This is a genomic window from Acinetobacter terrae, from assembly GCF_002135195.1.
Lineage (GTDB): Bacteria > Pseudomonadota > Gammaproteobacteria > Pseudomonadales > Moraxellaceae > Acinetobacter > Acinetobacter terrae.
Window position 1 is genome coordinate 26,182 of sequence record NZ_NEGF01000016.1, and the last position, 16,286, is coordinate 42,467.

At 41.1% G+C, this 16,286-nt stretch carries 11 protein-coding genes and 4 tRNA genes; 6 read left to right on the top strand and 9 right to left on the bottom strand.

Going from position 1 to position 16,286, the window contains the following annotated elements; translation table 11 throughout:
* Positions 1-84: 84 nt before the first annotated feature.
* The gene (locus B9T23_RS14930; RefSeq protein WP_407640434.1) at positions 85-1,335 is read left to right on the top strand and encodes an SRPBCC family protein; all 1,251 of its coding nucleotides are present in this window, start codon (positions 85-87) and stop codon (positions 1,333-1,335) included.
* Between the two features lie 92 nt (positions 1,336-1,427).
* Here the strand turns inward: B9T23_RS14930 and B9T23_RS14935 are convergent.
* From B9T23_RS14935 to B9T23_RS14960, 6 genes are all read right to left on the bottom strand, one after another.
* A tRNA-Arg gene (locus B9T23_RS14935) sits at positions 1,428-1,504 on the bottom strand.
* Positions 1,505-1,839: 335 nt separating this feature from the next.
* Positions 1,840-3,309: a patatin-like phospholipase family protein gene (locus B9T23_RS14940; protein ID WP_086194648.1), complete on the bottom strand. Its 1,470-nt coding sequence runs from the start codon at positions 3,307-3,309 to the stop codon at positions 1,840-1,842.
* Between the two features lie 291 nt (positions 3,310-3,600).
* Positions 3,601-4,200 carry a dihydrofolate reductase family protein gene (locus B9T23_RS14945; RefSeq protein ID WP_086194649.1) on the bottom strand — a complete coding sequence of 200 codons (600 nt, stop codon included), beginning with the start codon at positions 4,198-4,200 and terminating at the stop codon, positions 3,601-3,603.
* Between the two features lie 156 nt (positions 4,201-4,356).
* A tRNA-Arg gene (locus B9T23_RS14950) sits at positions 4,357-4,433 on the bottom strand.
* A 48-nt stretch (positions 4,434-4,481) separates the two neighbouring features.
* A tRNA-Arg gene (locus tag B9T23_RS14955) sits at positions 4,482-4,558 on the bottom strand.
* A gap of 15 nt (positions 4,559-4,573) precedes the next feature.
* A tRNA-Ser gene (locus B9T23_RS14960) sits at positions 4,574-4,665 on the bottom strand.
* A gap of 267 nt (positions 4,666-4,932) precedes the next feature.
* On the opposite strand from B9T23_RS14960, the gene rnr reads away from it, so the two are divergent.
* From rnr to B9T23_RS14985, 5 genes are all read left to right on the top strand, one after another.
* Entirely contained in the window at positions 4,933-7,359 is a 2,427-nt protein-coding gene (gene rnr / locus B9T23_RS14965; RefSeq protein WP_086194650.1) for a ribonuclease R, read from the top strand.
* A gap of 725 nt (positions 7,360-8,084) precedes the next feature.
* Entirely contained in the window at positions 8,085-10,139 is a 2,055-nt protein-coding gene (locus tag B9T23_RS14970) for a M3 family metallopeptidase (RefSeq protein ID WP_171263119.1), read from the top strand.
* 41 nt (positions 10,140-10,180) lie between these two features.
* Positions 10,181-10,390 (top strand): YheV family putative zinc ribbon protein, encoded by a 210-nt coding sequence (locus B9T23_RS14975; protein ID WP_171255163.1) that lies wholly within the window; start codon positions 10,181-10,183, stop codon positions 10,388-10,390.
* Between the two features lie 15 nt (positions 10,391-10,405).
* On the top strand, positions 10,406-10,837 hold the full coding sequence (locus B9T23_RS14980; RefSeq protein WP_086194652.1) for a hypothetical protein: 432 nt from the start codon (positions 10,406-10,408) through the stop codon (positions 10,835-10,837).
* A 56-nt stretch (positions 10,838-10,893) separates the two neighbouring features.
* Positions 10,894-11,769 carry a DMT family transporter gene (locus tag B9T23_RS14985; RefSeq protein WP_086194653.1) on the top strand — a complete coding sequence of 292 codons (876 nt, stop codon included), beginning with the start codon at positions 10,894-10,896 and terminating at the stop codon, positions 11,767-11,769.
* A gap of 60 nt (positions 11,770-11,829) precedes the next feature.
* Here the strand turns inward: B9T23_RS14985 and B9T23_RS14990 are convergent, their stop codons facing one another.
* The 3 genes from B9T23_RS14990 to B9T23_RS15000 all read right to left on the bottom strand — a co-directional run bounded on the left by B9T23_RS14990 (position 11,830) and on the right by B9T23_RS15000 (position 15,923).
* Positions 11,830-14,028, bottom strand: coding sequence for a TRAP transporter large permease subunit (locus tag B9T23_RS14990; RefSeq protein ID WP_086194654.1), 2,199 nt, complete (start codon positions 14,026-14,028; stop codon positions 11,830-11,832).
* A gap of 186 nt (positions 14,029-14,214) precedes the next feature.
* On the bottom strand, positions 14,215-14,784 hold the full coding sequence (gene rrtA, locus B9T23_RS14995) for a rhombosortase (RefSeq protein ID WP_086194655.1): 570 nt from the start codon (positions 14,782-14,784) through the stop codon (positions 14,215-14,217).
* Between the two features lie 86 nt (positions 14,785-14,870).
* Positions 14,871-15,923 (bottom strand): hypothetical protein, encoded by a 1,053-nt coding sequence (locus B9T23_RS15000; RefSeq protein ID WP_086194656.1) that lies wholly within the window; start codon positions 15,921-15,923, stop codon positions 14,871-14,873.
* Positions 15,924-16,286 lie beyond the last annotated feature (363 nt).

Sequence of the window (16,286 nt, forward strand, 5' to 3'; positions counted from 1 at the left end):
TACTCATAAAAAGCATAAACAGGATGTAATATGCAAAACAATAACTACAGATACAGCCTATTGATTCTGTGCTGCCTGTGCGCTATGCCAGTTTCGGCAAAAATCATTCCATGGAAAGAACAAATTCCCAGCAGCTTAAATGTATTTCAAGGCAAGGCTCAACCACTGGCGGACTTAACTGCAAACCGTATTTTAATTTATGCCCATCCTGCGCAATCCATTACTTTACCGACCTTTAAAAATCCACAAAGTATGACAGGCAAGTTTTATACCGGTGCAGTGGTTGTTCCTGCAAATAGCCAAAATGTGGCGCGGCTTTTAAGTAACTATAGCGGGTACAATGGACTATTTCCGGTATTAAAATCTTCAAAGGTCTTGGAACAACAAGGCAGCATTACCCAGATGAAGTATCAGGTGCATATTCCCACCCCTATTCCAATATTAAACTTTAAAGAAAATGTGGTGATGCAGCATCATTTAACAGCCAATAGCATTTCCACCATTGTTCTGGATGCGCCCATTCCTTACGGCGCGGGCAAAATTGAATGGTTTGATTTAGGCAGTAATAAAACTTTAATTACCCTTACCCAATGGGGTGATTTGAACCAGCCTAAAGGCTTTTTATTCAGTACCATTCTGAAGGCCATTCCAGAGGCCAAACTCGGCATTCCCTCGGGCACCAACGCTTTTTTATTAGAAGCCTTGCAACAACACTTTAAAACACCCACATATCAAACCTTAAAAGCTGGAAAGTTACCCGAACCCCACTTAAGCTCGAGCCAAGTTCAAAAAATTGCAGCGCTGAGTCAACAATCACAAGAGCCGGTTTCTTTTATCCTGCCATCTAATAAAGTACCTTATCAGCATGGTTTGGAAAGTTTGCGTTTTAGTAGTAGCTATCAGTATTTTGCCAAAAGCCCGCAACAGTTACAGCATTGGCTCAGTGCTCCTGCGTATCAGGAACTTTTTCCACGTCAGATTAAAGACATCGAAATTAAAAAAATTGATCCCAATACCTTTGATGCCGACTATAAAATTTCAGTCGGCTTAGGCGTGATCAATATTCCATTTGATTTTAAGCTGCGTTTTGACTATCCAAATAGTTTGGAAAATGAGTTTCATGCGGTCGGTGGAGATTTACAATTTGTCAAAGGTGGAATGCAACTGATTCCTCAAGGTAACGGTACGCTATTAAATGTCACCAGCGCCATGAAAATCCACGACAAAGCACCATTTCTGCTTCGGGCGATGCGAAGCATGCCTTATCACGACATGTTGCCGGCACTTGGTAGCAATACCGTCTTGGCATTAAAGATTAAGCAGAAGATGAAATAATTCTTTAACAGATTTAATTTATTCTAGGCACAAAAAAACCACTTTAAAAAAAGTGGTTTCTTCCAGTTTTACATCTGTCGATGTAATCAAGTTGGTGCGCTCAGAGAGATTCGAACTCCCGACCCCTTAGTTCGTAGCCAAGTGCTCTATCCAGCTGAGCTATGAGCGCGACGTCTTGATGTGGTGCATTATACGCGTTTTTAATGCTCTGTTAAGTGCTTTTTAACAAATACGCAATCAAGTGGACAGTTATTGGGCAAAATTGAATTTCTCATCTATTTTTTAAACAAAAATAGCCAATTTAGTGATTTCTCACGACCTCTTTCCCAAAAGCTGATCTTGAGATCAGCAACAAGCACTGAAAATACATCAATGCTCTAGATTATGACACTCAGGAAACTTATCTGATTGGTAGAGACCGATGTGAAGCCGTTTAAATACTACCTGTGGTTCTAGAATATTAAGTAACCACAGGAAAATATGCATGTAATTTCATAAATATATTTATGGCAATAAAGAGAATTTTTTAATTTTCTCCTTTTTTTCTTGATAGGCTTGGGTATCAGCCACAATTAATTGTTCTCTTAAATCTTTATACTCTTCCCAATGAAATGGTGGAATTGTATTTGGGGGATAAGGTTTTTGTTTATTACTTGATGCATATACTTTATTTCCACAAATAAATTCACATGCAGCTTTTGCACCTAATGCAAATAGTGCAGCTTTCTTTTCATCCGACATATTGAAGTCAAGAATACCAAATGTATCTGATTCACTATGCTTAATTTTTCCTAATATTCTTCTCACAAGATTATTCGATTTATTTTTATTATTGGGTACATACTTTTGTGAAGTGTCTATATATGTAATCAATTGTTTGTAATCATCATTATTAAGCAAAAAAGTATAGTCATTGGTATGAATGGTCGTTTTGACGAGTGCTGTTAAATAGTCAGATATACTGTCTACTGTTGAAGCTTTTTTCCTACTAATATCAAGTTTGACTCCAAATGTGGGACATAATGGAATGCTGTCCCGAGAATGAAAAACATCAATTGGAAAGTTAGAGATCACACCACCATCAACAAGATAAGCGACTTCAGGAGGATTCCCCTCAAAACCAGTCAATACCTGCCAAAATTCTTCACGATTTTCAGGCATCTTGTTTATTCGAACAGGTTCAAAAAACAACGGAATGGACATAGAAGCCCTAACATAGTATTTAGGATGAGTTTCTAGGGGATTCTTCCAATATAAATACCCCATTTGAGGAAAAATAATTTTACTTTCAGTGGTAATATCCGACGCAATAATAGCCAACCTATTGGTTTTGAAAGAATTTTCAAAGCATATCTGATCAAGAACAGGGTATTTTCTTTTGCTAATTTCTCTGATTTTTAAATTTTTGTTCTCTAGTTTTTTAAAAAGTTTAGCCGTTGTTGAGACATTATGCTGATTTAAAATGCTTTCTAACCAGTTTTCAAAGTACCGCCCCGGGTTGATACCCAGTTTATTTTTACTAAATTTTCCGAGAGTTAAAAGACCTATCAGTTTTGGAAACATTGCAAAAAAGGGAGGATCTTTTTGCTCAATATCACTCGTTAATTCTTGAGCTAGAACACCGCCATCAACAAAACTTTTTAAATCCATTTTATTAAAAATAGCCAGAAGCTCTTCACTTTTTTTGTCAGATGACTGTCCTAAAGCTGCAAGAACGATTGCGTTTATTGCCCCTGCTGAAGTTCCAGCCAAGTTTAGAAAACGAATCCCCGCTTGTTCTAGCGTGTATGTATAACCGATTAATGCAAGTCCCCACACCACACCTCCTTCTAATACTAAATCAATATATTGGTTGCCTTGGTGATCGGTAATATCAGAGATTGGCTGTGCCGTAATTTTATTTCGAATTGAATTGATATAGCCATTTTGACCATGAATGTCTTCATCATCTTTGATTAACGCAAGTAGAGCCATATTCAAACCCTCACTATTATAATTTCTCGGACGTAAAACCTTTTTATTGAATTAATAAACTAAACCTAAATATAAAAAATTTCTATGTTTGAAACTCTTTCTGACAAATGCAGTGAGACATATTTTAAAAATATTTAAGCAGTTTTAAGGGGGAAGCTATAACTAAATTTCAGACACAAAAAAACCGCAATTAAGTGGTCTCTTTCAGTATTACATCTTCTATAAGTCATAGGGTCTTATTTCAACAAATCAAAACTCATCCCATCCAGACAATGATTTTATCATTTAGCATTATCCCACCCTACCCGTTTTCACTTCTCCTACCCGCTTGTAATAAGTGAACACCACACCACTTGATGTGACCAAGCTATCCGTTAATTCAAAAGCAGTGGGAGTTGAACCCTCAGCAAATAAACATTTACCTGTACCCAGGATAATAGGGAAAGTCATCAAACAAAGTTCGTCAACCAGATCATGTTTGAAAAGTGTCTGGGTCATATTGGCACTGCCATGAACTTTGATATCACCACCTTCTGACGCTTTGAGCTTTTTCACATCATCAACATTTTTCAAAAAGACAGAATTTTGCCAGTCCGAGTGCTCCAAGCTACTGGACATCACATACTTAGTGACATCATTGATTCCTGCCCACATCTCCTCATGCTTTGGCCAGTAAACTTCCCAAATATTAAAAGTATTTTTTCCCAAAAGAATATCTGTGGACTGCATCCATTTTTGCATGATCGTATTGACTACTTCGTCTGCATCAGCCAAATAAGGGGCAACCCAGCCACCATATTTAAAGTTGCCTGATTGATCTTCCTCTGGTCCACCTGGTGCTTGAATAACGCCATCTAAAGTTATAAATTCCTGCACAATTATTTTTCTCATCTTAATTTTTCTCGTATCAACCCTTCATTTTGTTTATTTTATAGCCCAGTATTTGTTTTTATTATTCAGCTTATTTCAATTCTATAAAATTCAGACACAAAAAAACCGCAACATGTGCGGTTTTTTCCAGTTTTACATCTGTCGATGTGTTCAAGTTGGTGCGCTCAGAGAGATTCGAACTCCCGACCCCTTAGTTCGTAGCCAAGTGCTCTATCCAGCTGAGCTATGAGCGCGTACTTGAGTTGCTTTTCAGCATTCGTTACATTTACGTTTAACTTGATTGGTGCGCTCAGAGAGATTCGAACTCCCGACCCCTTAGTTCGTAGCCAAGTGCTCTATCCAGCTGAGCTATGAGCGCATTTCAAGTTATTCGTGGCGGTGAGAGAGGGATTCGAACCCTCGGTGGGCTTTAAGACCCACGCTCCCTTAGCAGGGGAGTACCTTCAGCCACTCGGCCACCTCACCGTAACGAGCCGCCATAATACAAACTAAACTCTACTTCTTCAAGTCACATTTCAAAAAATTCTGATATTTTTAATCAATCATCTATTTTTTATACGATTTCCGGCTATATCGCCCCCTTTCCCCGCTTTTTTCGACAGTTGCTCGTGTGAAATGTGCCGCTTCCCTGTAAAATTGAAATTGAAAACACAATATTGCAATCATTTTCGTGCAGTATCATGCTGCATGACTTATGCTAATCCTATCTTCTGACATGAAGCCAAAGACATTATGAAAAATTGGGTCGACCCTGAAGCTAAGGCTGAAGCCGAACGTTATGACAATCCTATTCCAAGCCGTATTCTCATTTCAGAAACGATTGAAAAATTACAAGCACCACAATCTCATGCAGATTTAGTGGAATACTTCAATATTGCAGATGAAAGAAGTATAGAAGCACTCAGCCATCGTTTAAGTGCCATGGTACGCGATGGTCAATTGATGAAAGATGGATTTAAGTTCCTACTCGCAACCAGCCAACCGACTCATGAAGCAACTGTATACATCAACTCGAAAGGTTTAGGTACAGCAAAAATTTCCGATCATGATGATATTTTATTGCCAGAACGTGAACTGCGTTTAGTCTTTAATGGTGACCGCGTTAAAGTGCGTCAGACTTCTATCGACCGTAAGGGCAAAGCTTGGGGTTTTATTACTGAAGTTGTACAGCACCGGGTAAAACAGATTATTGGTAAAGTTGCGGTTTATGACGGCGAATACTTTATTCAGCCTGCAAGTCCAAATGCACATCAACCAATTACCTTAGAAAAAGAACTGATTGAACATGCCCACGTCAAGGTCGGTGATTCTGTTCGTGTAGCCATTGATGATTACCCGACCCGTGAAGAATTGCCTACAGGACACATCGTGCAATCGATGGCGGACAAGGCAGACACTGAAATCATTATTCCACAAACCATTTTAGAATTTGGTTTGCCGTATGAATTTCCGGAAGAAGTGGTACGCGAAGCAGAAAGCTTTAAAGAACCAAATGAACAGGATCGCCAAGGTCGTATCGATTTACGTGATTTAGCATTAGTTACTATTGATGGTGAAGATGCACGCGACTTTGACGATGCTGTGTATGCTGAAAAACGTCCAGGTGGCGGTTACCGTGTGGTGGTTGCGATTGCGGATGTCAGTCATTATGTCCGTAATGATCACCCGCTGGATGAGGAAGCAAAAGAACGTGGTACTTCAGTGTATTTCCCGCACTACGTTTTGCCAATGTTGCCTGAAGCACTTTCAAATGGTCTGTGCTCACTGAATCCACACGTAGACCGTCTATGTATGGTGTGTGATTTGACTTTATCACGTACGGGTAAAGTGACAGGCTTCCAGTTCTATCCATCAGTCATGCATTCAAAAGCACGCTTAACCTATACTCAGGTTGCGCAATATTTTGATGGCGAAAGCGATGCGATTCCTGACGACCGTAGTGTGCACAAGTCATTGAATACCCTGTTCCAGCTCTATCAGACCCTCAAAGGTTTACGTGCCGAACGTCATGCGATGGAATTCGAAACTGTCGAAACTTATATGACTTTTGATGAGTTAGGCGGGATTAAAGAAATTCTGCCTCGTTCACGTAACGAAGCGCATAAACTGATTGAAGAATGTATGTTGCTTGCCAATGTGGCAGCAGCAGAATATGCATTGGAAAATGACATTCCAATGTTGTACCGTGTGCATGAGCCACCTGAATTTTCACGTATCCAAAAAGTTCGTGAATATGTGAAGTTGCTTGGCTTGCCATTCCCGGAACAGCCAACACAAAAAGATTACCAAGCGGTGATTGATGCGACTAAAGACCGTATTGATGCGCCAAGTATCCATGCCGTGTTGTTACGCTCAATGATGCAGGCCTATTACGGCGCAAACAATGCTGGGCATTTTGGTTTGGCTTATGATGCGTATACGCACTTCACTTCACCAATTCGTCGTTACCCTGACTTGTTGTTGCACCGTGCCATCAAAGCCCATTTAAAACAAAAGCCTTTTGCGCTTTCAGGTGCTGCTTTAGATGATGCGGGCGAGCATTTCTCTCAAACTGAACGCCGTGCTGATGAAGCATCTCGCTCTGTGACCACATGGTTGAAATGTCACTATATGCAGCAGCATTTAGGTGAAGAATTTGTGGGCATCATCAGTGCAGTCGCTGAATTTGGTTTATTCGTCACCCTCAAAGACCTCTATGTCGATGGCATGATTCACGTCAGCCAATTGGGTGATGACTTCTTTGTTTATGATCAAGCCAGTCAAAGCTTGGTCGGTCAAAGTCGTGGTCAAACCTTTAGTCTGGGTGATGAAGTCAAAATTAAAGTTGCAGCCGTGAATCTGGAAGATCGTAAGATTGACTTTCAACTGTTGCAACAAATGACCCATGTCGGTCGTGCGATTCGTAGCCGAGCACCGCGTGTTGCCAAAACTACAGCGAAAGAAGAGGTTTACACCCCTCGTGCTAAAGCCGTAGTCAGTGAAGATGGTGAACAGCCGATTCGCAAGAAAAAGCCAAAAACCAAGTCAGATGCTTTTGCTAAAAAGTCAGATAAAAAGCCTGCAGCTAAACCGGACCTAAAAGCCAAAGATAAAGACAAAGTGAAGAAAAAGTCTAAGCCGAAAAAGAAAAAGGCCAATGCGAAACCTAAAATAGAGTAAATTCAAAAAAGAGAGCTTCGGCTCTCTTTTTTTATTTATAATCAGCACACTATAAAAAATTAAAAAGATCTATGCCAATTCTTCAAATCACAAAATTTTACTACCATTACTATGTATGTCTTCTTATGTTCTGTTTGATGATCAGTGGAACTATTTATCTCTTATGCAGTAACTTCTCCCCAACTCCGACGATCCAAATCATCACCCTAACCATTTCAGTCATTCTCTATATTTGACTGCTATTATATTTTATTTACTTAAATAAACGCCAAGAGTGGTTTATTCCTCATCACTGGAAAAATGTTCGCAAAAGACCTAGATTCTACTGCTTGCTAATTTTTCCACTCGTTATTATTTTTCTATTTTGGCTCAATCTTTCTGGCACACTTCCCATGTTTTATACAGCGATGGCCGGAAAACAACAGGTGATCCATACGCAAGCCCAAGCTACTAAAAGTTCGTTTAAAGGTAAAATCTCTTATTACTTGAAAACACCTTATAGATCCTCTCCAATTTTTAAAATCAGCCCTGAGTAATATCAACACTACCAGAATCAGCAAGTCCGCCTACAACTGACCATTCGCCAAAGTTCAGTTGGAACATCCGTCAAATCTATTAATCATATTCAGGTTAAGCCGAAAACTACCAATAAGGAACAATAAATCCTGATCGAGTCTTGATTTCCCCTGCCATAAGCCCTACATCTACTATTAAGTTTATAAATGATATGGCGTATAGAAATGACTTTAGAAAAGGCGACTTTGCCTGTTCCACAATTTGATCAAATTCAACTTGCAGATTTAAAACAACAGATTGAACAAGCCATTCAACAAGGACAAAACTTTTTAAATAATTTAACCGAAGTTCCTGACAGTATTCAGGCACAACAGGCCGTATTAGACCAAGTCGATACCCTCGAAAATAATATGAGTGAATCTTGGGGTGTGCTGTCACATCTCAATGCAGTGATGAACAACGCAGAAACTCGCGAACTCTATCGATCCCTGCTCCCAGCTTTAAGCGAATACTATACCCAACTGGGTCAGCACACAGTGTTGTATCAAACCTATCAACATGTACATGATGCGCCCCAGTTTAATACCTTGCCTGCAGCACACAAAAGTGCGATTAAACTGGCACTCCGTGACTTTAAACTTTCAGGTGTGGCTTTAGAAGGCGAAGCCAAAACACGTTATGCGGAAATTTCTGCACGTTTATCTCAGCTTTCATCTGACTTCTCCAATCATGTGCTGGATGCAACCCAAGCCTACTTCAAACCACTGACTGAAGAACAACTCAAAGGCTTACCGCAAAGCAGCATTGATCTACTCAAACAATATGGTCAGCAACGTGAACTTGAACAGGCGGTTGCCACTTTAGATATTCCCTCTTATCTTGCCATCATGACCTATGCAGATGATCGTGCCTTGCGTGAGGAGCTGTATAAAGCCTACACCACACGTGCCTCGGATCAGTCTGAACATACAGAATTTGATAACACCAAAATCATCGAAGAAATTTTAGGCCTGCGTCACGAAATGGCACAGCTGTTAGGTTTTAACAACTATGCCGAGCTTTCGCTGGCCAGCAAAATGGCACCAGACGTCGAAACTGTAGATAAATTTCTAGTCGACTTGGCTGAACATGCACGCGCACCGGCAACTCAAGAAATTACCGAACTTAAAGCCATCGCATCTCAAGACGGCATTCAGGATTTACAGCCTTGGGATACTGGCTACTATTCTGAAAAGCTTAAAGTTCAGCAATTCAATTTATCTCAAGAATCATTAAAACCTTACTTCCCTGCACCGAAAATTCTGCAAGGCTTGTTCAGTATTGTGAACCGTCTTTACGGCATCAATATTGTGGAACGTGAAGCGCCAGTTTGGCATCCCGATGCACGCTATTTTGAACTGGAAGATCAAGGCACTGTGGTTGGCGGTTTTTACTTTGATCTGTACGCTCGCAGTGGAAAACGCGGTGGTGCATGGATGAGCGGCTTCCGTTCACGCATGCAAACTAAAAATGGCTTACAAAAACCGATCTGCTACATGGTGTGTAACTTCACTCCTGCGGTCGGTGATCAACCGGCACTGCTCACCCATGATGAAGTGAATACCTTATTCCATGAATTTGGTCATGGCTTGCATCACATGTTGACCGAAGTCGACCATATTGCCGTAGCAGGAACGCACGGCGTCGATTGGGATGCTGTCGAACTGCCAAGTCAATTTATGGAATTCTGGACCTGGGATACCGACAGCCTGGATCTGCTCAGCGAACACATCGAAACCAAACAGCATCTTCCACAAGATTTACTCAAATCTTTACTCGATGCACGTTTTTTCCAGTCCGGCATGCAAACCTTGCGTCAGATCGAATTTGCCTTGTTTGACCTGTCTATTCATAAACACAGTTCCGCTTTAAATGCAGAACAAGTCCAAGCCACCTTGGATGATATTCGTCAAAAATATGCAGTAGCACCAACGGCAAGTTATAACCGTTTCCAGCATAGTTTTAGCCATATTTTTGCCGGTGGCTATGCTGCAGGTTATTACTCGTATAAATGGGCGGAAGTTTTGGCCAGTGATGCCTTTGATCGTTTCGAACAGGAAGGAATTTTTAATGTTCAGACCGGAAAAGAATTTCGTCAATTTATTCTAGCAGTTGGCGGAAAAGATACAGCACTTGATGCGTTTATCAATTTCCGCGGACGCGAGCCAAAAATAGATGCGTTATTACGTCATCAAGGTTGGACGAACCCCTCTAAAAACGCTTAAACTAGGCGCCTTAGATTGATCAGAAGGTAAGTAAGATGGCTATTAAACGTCGTTTCATTGCAGGTGCAAAATGTCCTAAATGTGAAGCGCTAGATAGAGTAGTCATGCTTACCTCTGGCGAAGATGAATGGATTGAATGTGTTGAATGCGATTATACAGAAAACCGCCCAACGCATATTGATGAACCACAAATGCCGGAAGTACCGGATGAAGTGGGCGTTATTCAATTCAAACCTCGTCAGCCAAAATAAAAACAGGTTCAATACATGACGTTAGATCAAAGAAATAGCCCAAAACTTTTGTTGGGCATTACTGGGGGCTTGGTTGCAATCATTGTGCTTTTTTTGGCATATCAATGGTTTTTTGCAACATCAAACGAAGTACTTCCTGAACATGAAGGAACCAGCTTAAATACACCGGCAAAGCCTGCGGCTTCTGCTGAAGCTAAACCGACTGAACCCGAAGTTGCGACAGATGAAAAAACCATTCAATTGGTCGATGAAAAAATTCTGAAAACAGCTGTTCCAGAGAATGAATCATTAGCCAAAGAAGAAGTCGCTAAACTGGATGATATTCAAATGCAACTGAAGGATCAGGAAGCCATATTGAAAGCACAACATGCCGATGCCGATGACTTAGTTGCACTAAAAGAAGAGCAAATTAAATTACTTGAAGCTCAACTGGCTCAGAAACAATAATTTTATAATGGAAGATTCAGCTAAAATCTCAGCAAACATTCTAGCTAATTTTTTTCATGCCTATAGCTACAAGCAATCGCAACTTATTTAAAGCGCTTGCTTTACTCACCTGCTCTGCTTTTCTCTTTTCCCTGATGGGTGTCTGTATTCGTTATGCATCGCATACGGTCGACAATCCCACGATTGTCTTTTTCCGAAATTTTGTCGGCTTATTCATTTTCCTTCCACTCATTTTGAAGCAAGGAACCGGATTTTTTAAGACTGAAAAAATCTGGATGCATACCTGGCGTGCAGTCATTGGGCTGATTGCAATGTATGGCTTCTTCTATGCCATTGCACATTTAAAACTGTCCAATGCCATGGTATTTACCTACTCGTCCCCGATTTTTATTCCATTGATTGCCTGGCTATTCCTCAAAGAAAAAATCACCAACGCCATGTTTCTTGCTGCAGCAATTGGTTTAATCGGTGTGATATTTGTCGCCAAGCCTGATGCAGGTATGTTTAATCAAATGTCGGTGATTGGACTGGGCGCAAGCTTCTTGGCCGCCATGGCATTTGTCACTGTTCGAGCACTGACCAGTACCGAGTCGCCTGAAAAAATCGTGTTCTATTTCTGCTTTATCGGCACCCTTATTTCGATGGTTCCGATGTTTTGGCTATGGCGTCCATATACTTGGACTGAACTGGTTTTTCTGATGTGTGCAGGATTACTGGCGAATATCAGTCAAATTTTTATGTCGAACGCCTATAAACTTGCACCCGCAGGACAGATTGGACCGGTAAATTATATTGCGATTATCTTTGCCGGCATCTGGGGTTTTATGTTTTGGCGAGAAATGCCTGATCAATATAGTTTGATGGGTTTTGCACTGATTCTTAGTGCGATTGTGCTATGTAGTCCTTTAGTACAAAAGCGTTCAGCACAATAAGCAAAAATAACATGCCATCAAAAAAAGCACCCGAAGGTGCTTTTTTTTATCGCTTAAAAACTATTGATACCAATCAAACAATCTAAAAATATACGGCGCATAGGTCACAATCAGCAACGATGGGAACAGCACCATAATTGGCAATAACCAACGCTCATAGCGGTAATAGAACTTGGTATATTTCACTTTGGCTTCTGCATCGGCAGCCCGAACTTCATCATCTCCGACCGACATTCGCGTCAGCAGATGATTCAGGGCAACCGGCGGCGTGACATAACCCAATTCAAATGCAACCAGTACAATCATCCAGAAATGAATTGGATGAATACCATTTTCATAGGCTACCGGCGCAATGGTTGCAGCAACCAGAATTACCGCACCAAATGGGTCTGTAGTCATACCAATAATGGCAAGTAACAATGCGATAAATGCCAGTGAAATATAAATATTGCCCAAATGCGTTGGCAATAATTCAACCACTTCACTACGCTCGATCAAACCGCCTACACTTGCAGACAGGGCCATCAAGATGATTAGTGCACCAATATGACCAACCGTTTCTGCCGAAGCAAACCAGAGTGAATGGCCAAAGCCTCGCGCTTTCTCTCCCGCATGCGGCGTATGTTCGCGCATAAAGGTCGATTGCTTTTCATGTTCCAAGGCCAAAGCGGCATGTCGATCTGGTGGAGTTGCAAAACGATCACCCCACCACTTATCAAACATAATATAAGCAATCAAAATGATCGGTAAAATCACAGGTGCTGTGAATTCATCCATTTTGGTGTCTAGACCATATTTATATAAAGCAATCACAATAATCGTAATCACAATATAAGGAATCACCGGAACAATGGCTTTCAACATTCCGGGAACCGCAACTTTCGGTGAATTCACACGGAAACGTGTTTCGGCCAGATATAACGATACCCCAAGGAAGATAAATGCGGTCAGCCAGAAGACATAGATACCATGATTAAACAGTTCATCAGAAGTCACATGACGACTATCCAGCATCGAAATCAAAATCACCAATAGACATGGACGAATCACCACACCCAGCGAACCTGACATTGCAGATACTGCCAAGGCGTATTGACGACGAGAACCCGAGTTCCACACTTCCTTATAAATGATCGCACCTGCGGCAACAACGAAAATTCCTGAAGCGCCGGTATAAGCGGTTGGAATCGCAGCAGCAATCAAAATTAACCAGGTTAGCGTTTCTGGTGCAAGGTTCCACGGACGTAAAATCCCTAGGAATAAATCCATGACACGGGTTTGGGTCAGCAACATCCCTGCCCAGATAAACAGTGCAAGGTTTAAGAAGATGCCTGAGAATTCAACCAGAATCCCGAGGTAAATCCCTTGCCCCATTGGATAATCCATGACAAAGGTAAAGACAATCCCGGTCAGTAATGCCATGTAGGCATATAAAGGCACACTCAGTAAAGCTAAGCCGAAATTACCTTTGCCTTCCTGTTTGGCTGCAGGTGGCTTAATAAGCTGGAGTAAACTGATCAAGGTCAGGGTAATAAACAGGAAAATCCACAGCCAGTAAACCACCAGCGTTTCATAGCTCGAGGTCACACCTGAATTGATGATTGAATGATATTGACTGAGCACAGATGACGCCAGCAAACCATTACCGAGCATCATAAATAGCGCATAGACTCGATAATCCAGTTTGGTAGTTGGAGCACGCAAACCAATATGATGAAACTTCACTGATGCAGTAATCGCAGCAACCACCACCATCAATAATAAAATAATGACTCGATTTTCAGTCCCAAACTTAAAAACACCAAAGAACGATGTTTCAAGCGTACGATAGGCTCTGATTGTTGAATGCTCATCCATATATTGCATGGCTTTATCATAGAACTGATACTTTTCTTCGCACTGTTGTTGCCCCGCCAATACTGAAGCACGCACATCTGCTTCCGATGTGGTACCAAAAATATCGGCAAATTCATCATTGGCATTGGCTTTCATTTGCTTCTGAACTTGCGCATCTACATCGGGATGACGGTCACAAGTGGGCGTTGTTGGCTCTGCACGTAAAAAAGAATATTGCATGCCAATGTCTTCATTGCCATACAAACGCTCTCCCACACGTAACAACTGACCATGAATCATCTCACCGGTACCGATGATGAGCGTTAGCAAAAGTAGTAATAGAATGACAAAAGTCGAAATCCACTCTGTCCATATATAACGTAACAGACCTAATCCTGATCTGTTATTTTCATCATTTTGCATGTGCATTCCTATTTTTTATCTTGGTCATTGCAACGGGTTCAGCAATACCAACTTTTCCTTTTTCGAATAGAAAATATCCTTTCTCTATTCAATCTCTTTATTGTTATGAACAAATTTGCATCAATTCGGTATGGATAAAAATGACAATATGCATTTTCTTTTATGTTTTAAATGTCAATCTCATCACTATTCAAAGAAATAATCCCATAAAATATAAAACATTGCGATAATTACTCCCCCAATTACCCCTAATAAATGTGACTCAACCAATACCGGACTACCAATCAGTTCAGCCGTTCCTACACTGCCGATGGTATTTTCCCAAATCAATTTGGCCAGAATAAGAAACAGGACAAACGCAGCGAAGTTACGCTCTTTCTTATATAGCAAATGTACGCATGCAACCGTGACATAAGCGCCGTGCAAGACCCCAGACAACCCTGCATAGGCTTCAATATCAGGAAAAAAATAGTAGAAACACAGACTAATAAACAATGGAAGTAAAATAAGCAAAGCAACAAAATGCCAAACTTTTACCCGGGGAAAAATGAAAGGTAAACAGGCAAAAGCCAGCATGTTCAGCGCAAAATGGATCCATCCCACATGTACCCAATGCCCGGTCCATATCCGCCAAAATTCTTTAAAAAAGCCTGCCTGCCAATAAATAAATGAATCTGCGAAAACTTGAAGGCATGCCGAAAATGACACCACAATTGCAATAAAAACAATTTTCCGTGTGAGAAATTGGTCTTTCATTGACATGCCCTCTGTTTAAAATGACTTATCAAAGATTAAAATCATCCATTCAGGCCAATTAAAATCCTCTTTTAATTGAACTCAACTTAGGATTGAGCCGTTACCTCTTCACTAAATAAGTCATCCAATTCTGCGGTGTCCTCTTTATCATCCCAGAAGCGCTGCATACCATCATCGCTGGTACGGATACCAGTATGTTCAGTCCAATAACGGTCTGAAATACTCTGTACCATATTCTTCGCCATGCTATCGACCAGCTTAAACTGTGGATTCACAGGTTTTTCCTCTGTACGAGAAGCGGCAAATGTTTTTAGTGCCTCACGAATTTTGGCATCATCACCACTGGCTTGTGCAGCAACGGCATATAAGGCATGTGACAGGCGCACGCCTTTTTGTTCACCCAATTGCACTGATTCTTTTAAGGTTTGATAAGGATCAGGTTTGCCATCTCCCGCACCCGGCAATAGTGTCCAAATTACGGCACGGGCTGCATTGGGTGCACCCCAGAATTTGGCATTGTCTAAACAGCTCATACCACGTTCAACCACTGCTGCAATATCTTTTGGCACATTGATTGCACCGCCAGAATTAATGTCATTGGTCATGGCTTGCAAACCACTAATCATCCCCATCAAATAAACGGTTTGATCCAGATCACTCTTCATTTTCGGGCAGCCTTCGCCCAGTTTCTTGTTATATTTTGCGGCCCAACGATTTTCAAGGAGCTGGTAACCTGCATATTGACGCTGTGCAGCAATCGCCGCCCATCGTTTTTGTTCTATACGGGCATCTTGAGCTTCTGAAACTTGACCCGCTTTAGAGGCGCGTAAATAACGTAACTCTGATTCGAGCGCCTGATTTTCAGCACAAATTCCAGACGAAGCATATAAAAGAACCGCAATACGGGTTGGATCTGCACCCATATCCTTGGTTGACATAATGGCTGGAGTTAACGCATTCCCCGAATTACACGCCATATCAGCATCATCCATCGCTAAAATAGGCGGTACAATGTGTTTCTCACTAAAACCCAGTGCAACATTGGCCCCTGTTTTAACCACTTGAGAACAACCTGATAATAAAGAACTTGCAACTGCAACAACTGCCATACCCTGGCATATTTTTTGGACTCTCGACATTTTCCTGTCCTCTATAATTGTGTTTATGTCCATAGCAACTAAACATATCAGATGCGAAATCTGAATAAAAGAGTATTTACTCTAATCAGATCAGCTACTTTGCCATGAAATAAAGTTTGGAAGATTGACTGGATTGAATGAAGTTATAATTTTTGGGCAAAAAAAAGTAGCATTGCGACGGTTCGGCACATGCTACTTATCAAGGGGTCGAAGCCTAAGGGCTTTCATGTTGTGCAAATCGATCCTTCAGCACAGTTCCTAGTCGTCCAATAACAATTGCCAAAACAATCGCTACCACCAGAAACATCCAAGTTGGAATCACCATCATGATGTCCTCATTTGCTGTTGGTAAATTTAATGTAC

Excerpts from the sequence above, each read along its gene's own strand:
- B9T23_RS15000 (WP_086194656.1), bottom strand. The coding sequence starts at position 15,923 with ATGTCGAGAGTCCAAAAAATATGCCAGGGTATGGCAGTTGTTGCAGTT.
- B9T23_RS14940 (WP_086194648.1), bottom strand. The coding sequence starts at position 3,309 with ATGGCTCTACTTGCGTTAATCAAAGATGATGAAGACATTCATGGTCAA.
- B9T23_RS14990 (WP_086194654.1), bottom strand. The coding sequence starts at position 14,028 with ATGCAAAATGATGAAAATAACAGATCAGGATTAGGTCTGTTACGTTAT.
- B9T23_RS14985 (WP_086194653.1), top strand. The coding sequence starts at position 10,894 with ATGCCTATAGCTACAAGCAATCGCAACTTATTTAAAGCGCTTGCTTTA.
- B9T23_RS14980 (WP_086194652.1), top strand. The coding sequence starts at position 10,406 with ATGACGTTAGATCAAAGAAATAGCCCAAAACTTTTGTTGGGCATTACT.
- B9T23_RS14930 (WP_407640434.1), top strand. The coding sequence starts at position 85 with ATGCCAGTTTCGGCAAAAATCATTCCATGGAAAGAACAAATTCCCAGC.
- rnr (WP_086194650.1), top strand. The coding sequence starts at position 4,933 with ATGAAAAATTGGGTCGACCCTGAAGCTAAGGCTGAAGCCGAACGTTAT.
- B9T23_RS14945 (WP_086194649.1), bottom strand. The coding sequence starts at position 4,200 with ATGAGAAAAATAATTGTGCAGGAATTTATAACTTTAGATGGCGTTATT.
- rrtA (WP_086194655.1), bottom strand. The coding sequence starts at position 14,784 with ATGAAAGACCAATTTCTCACACGGAAAATTGTTTTTATTGCAATTGTG.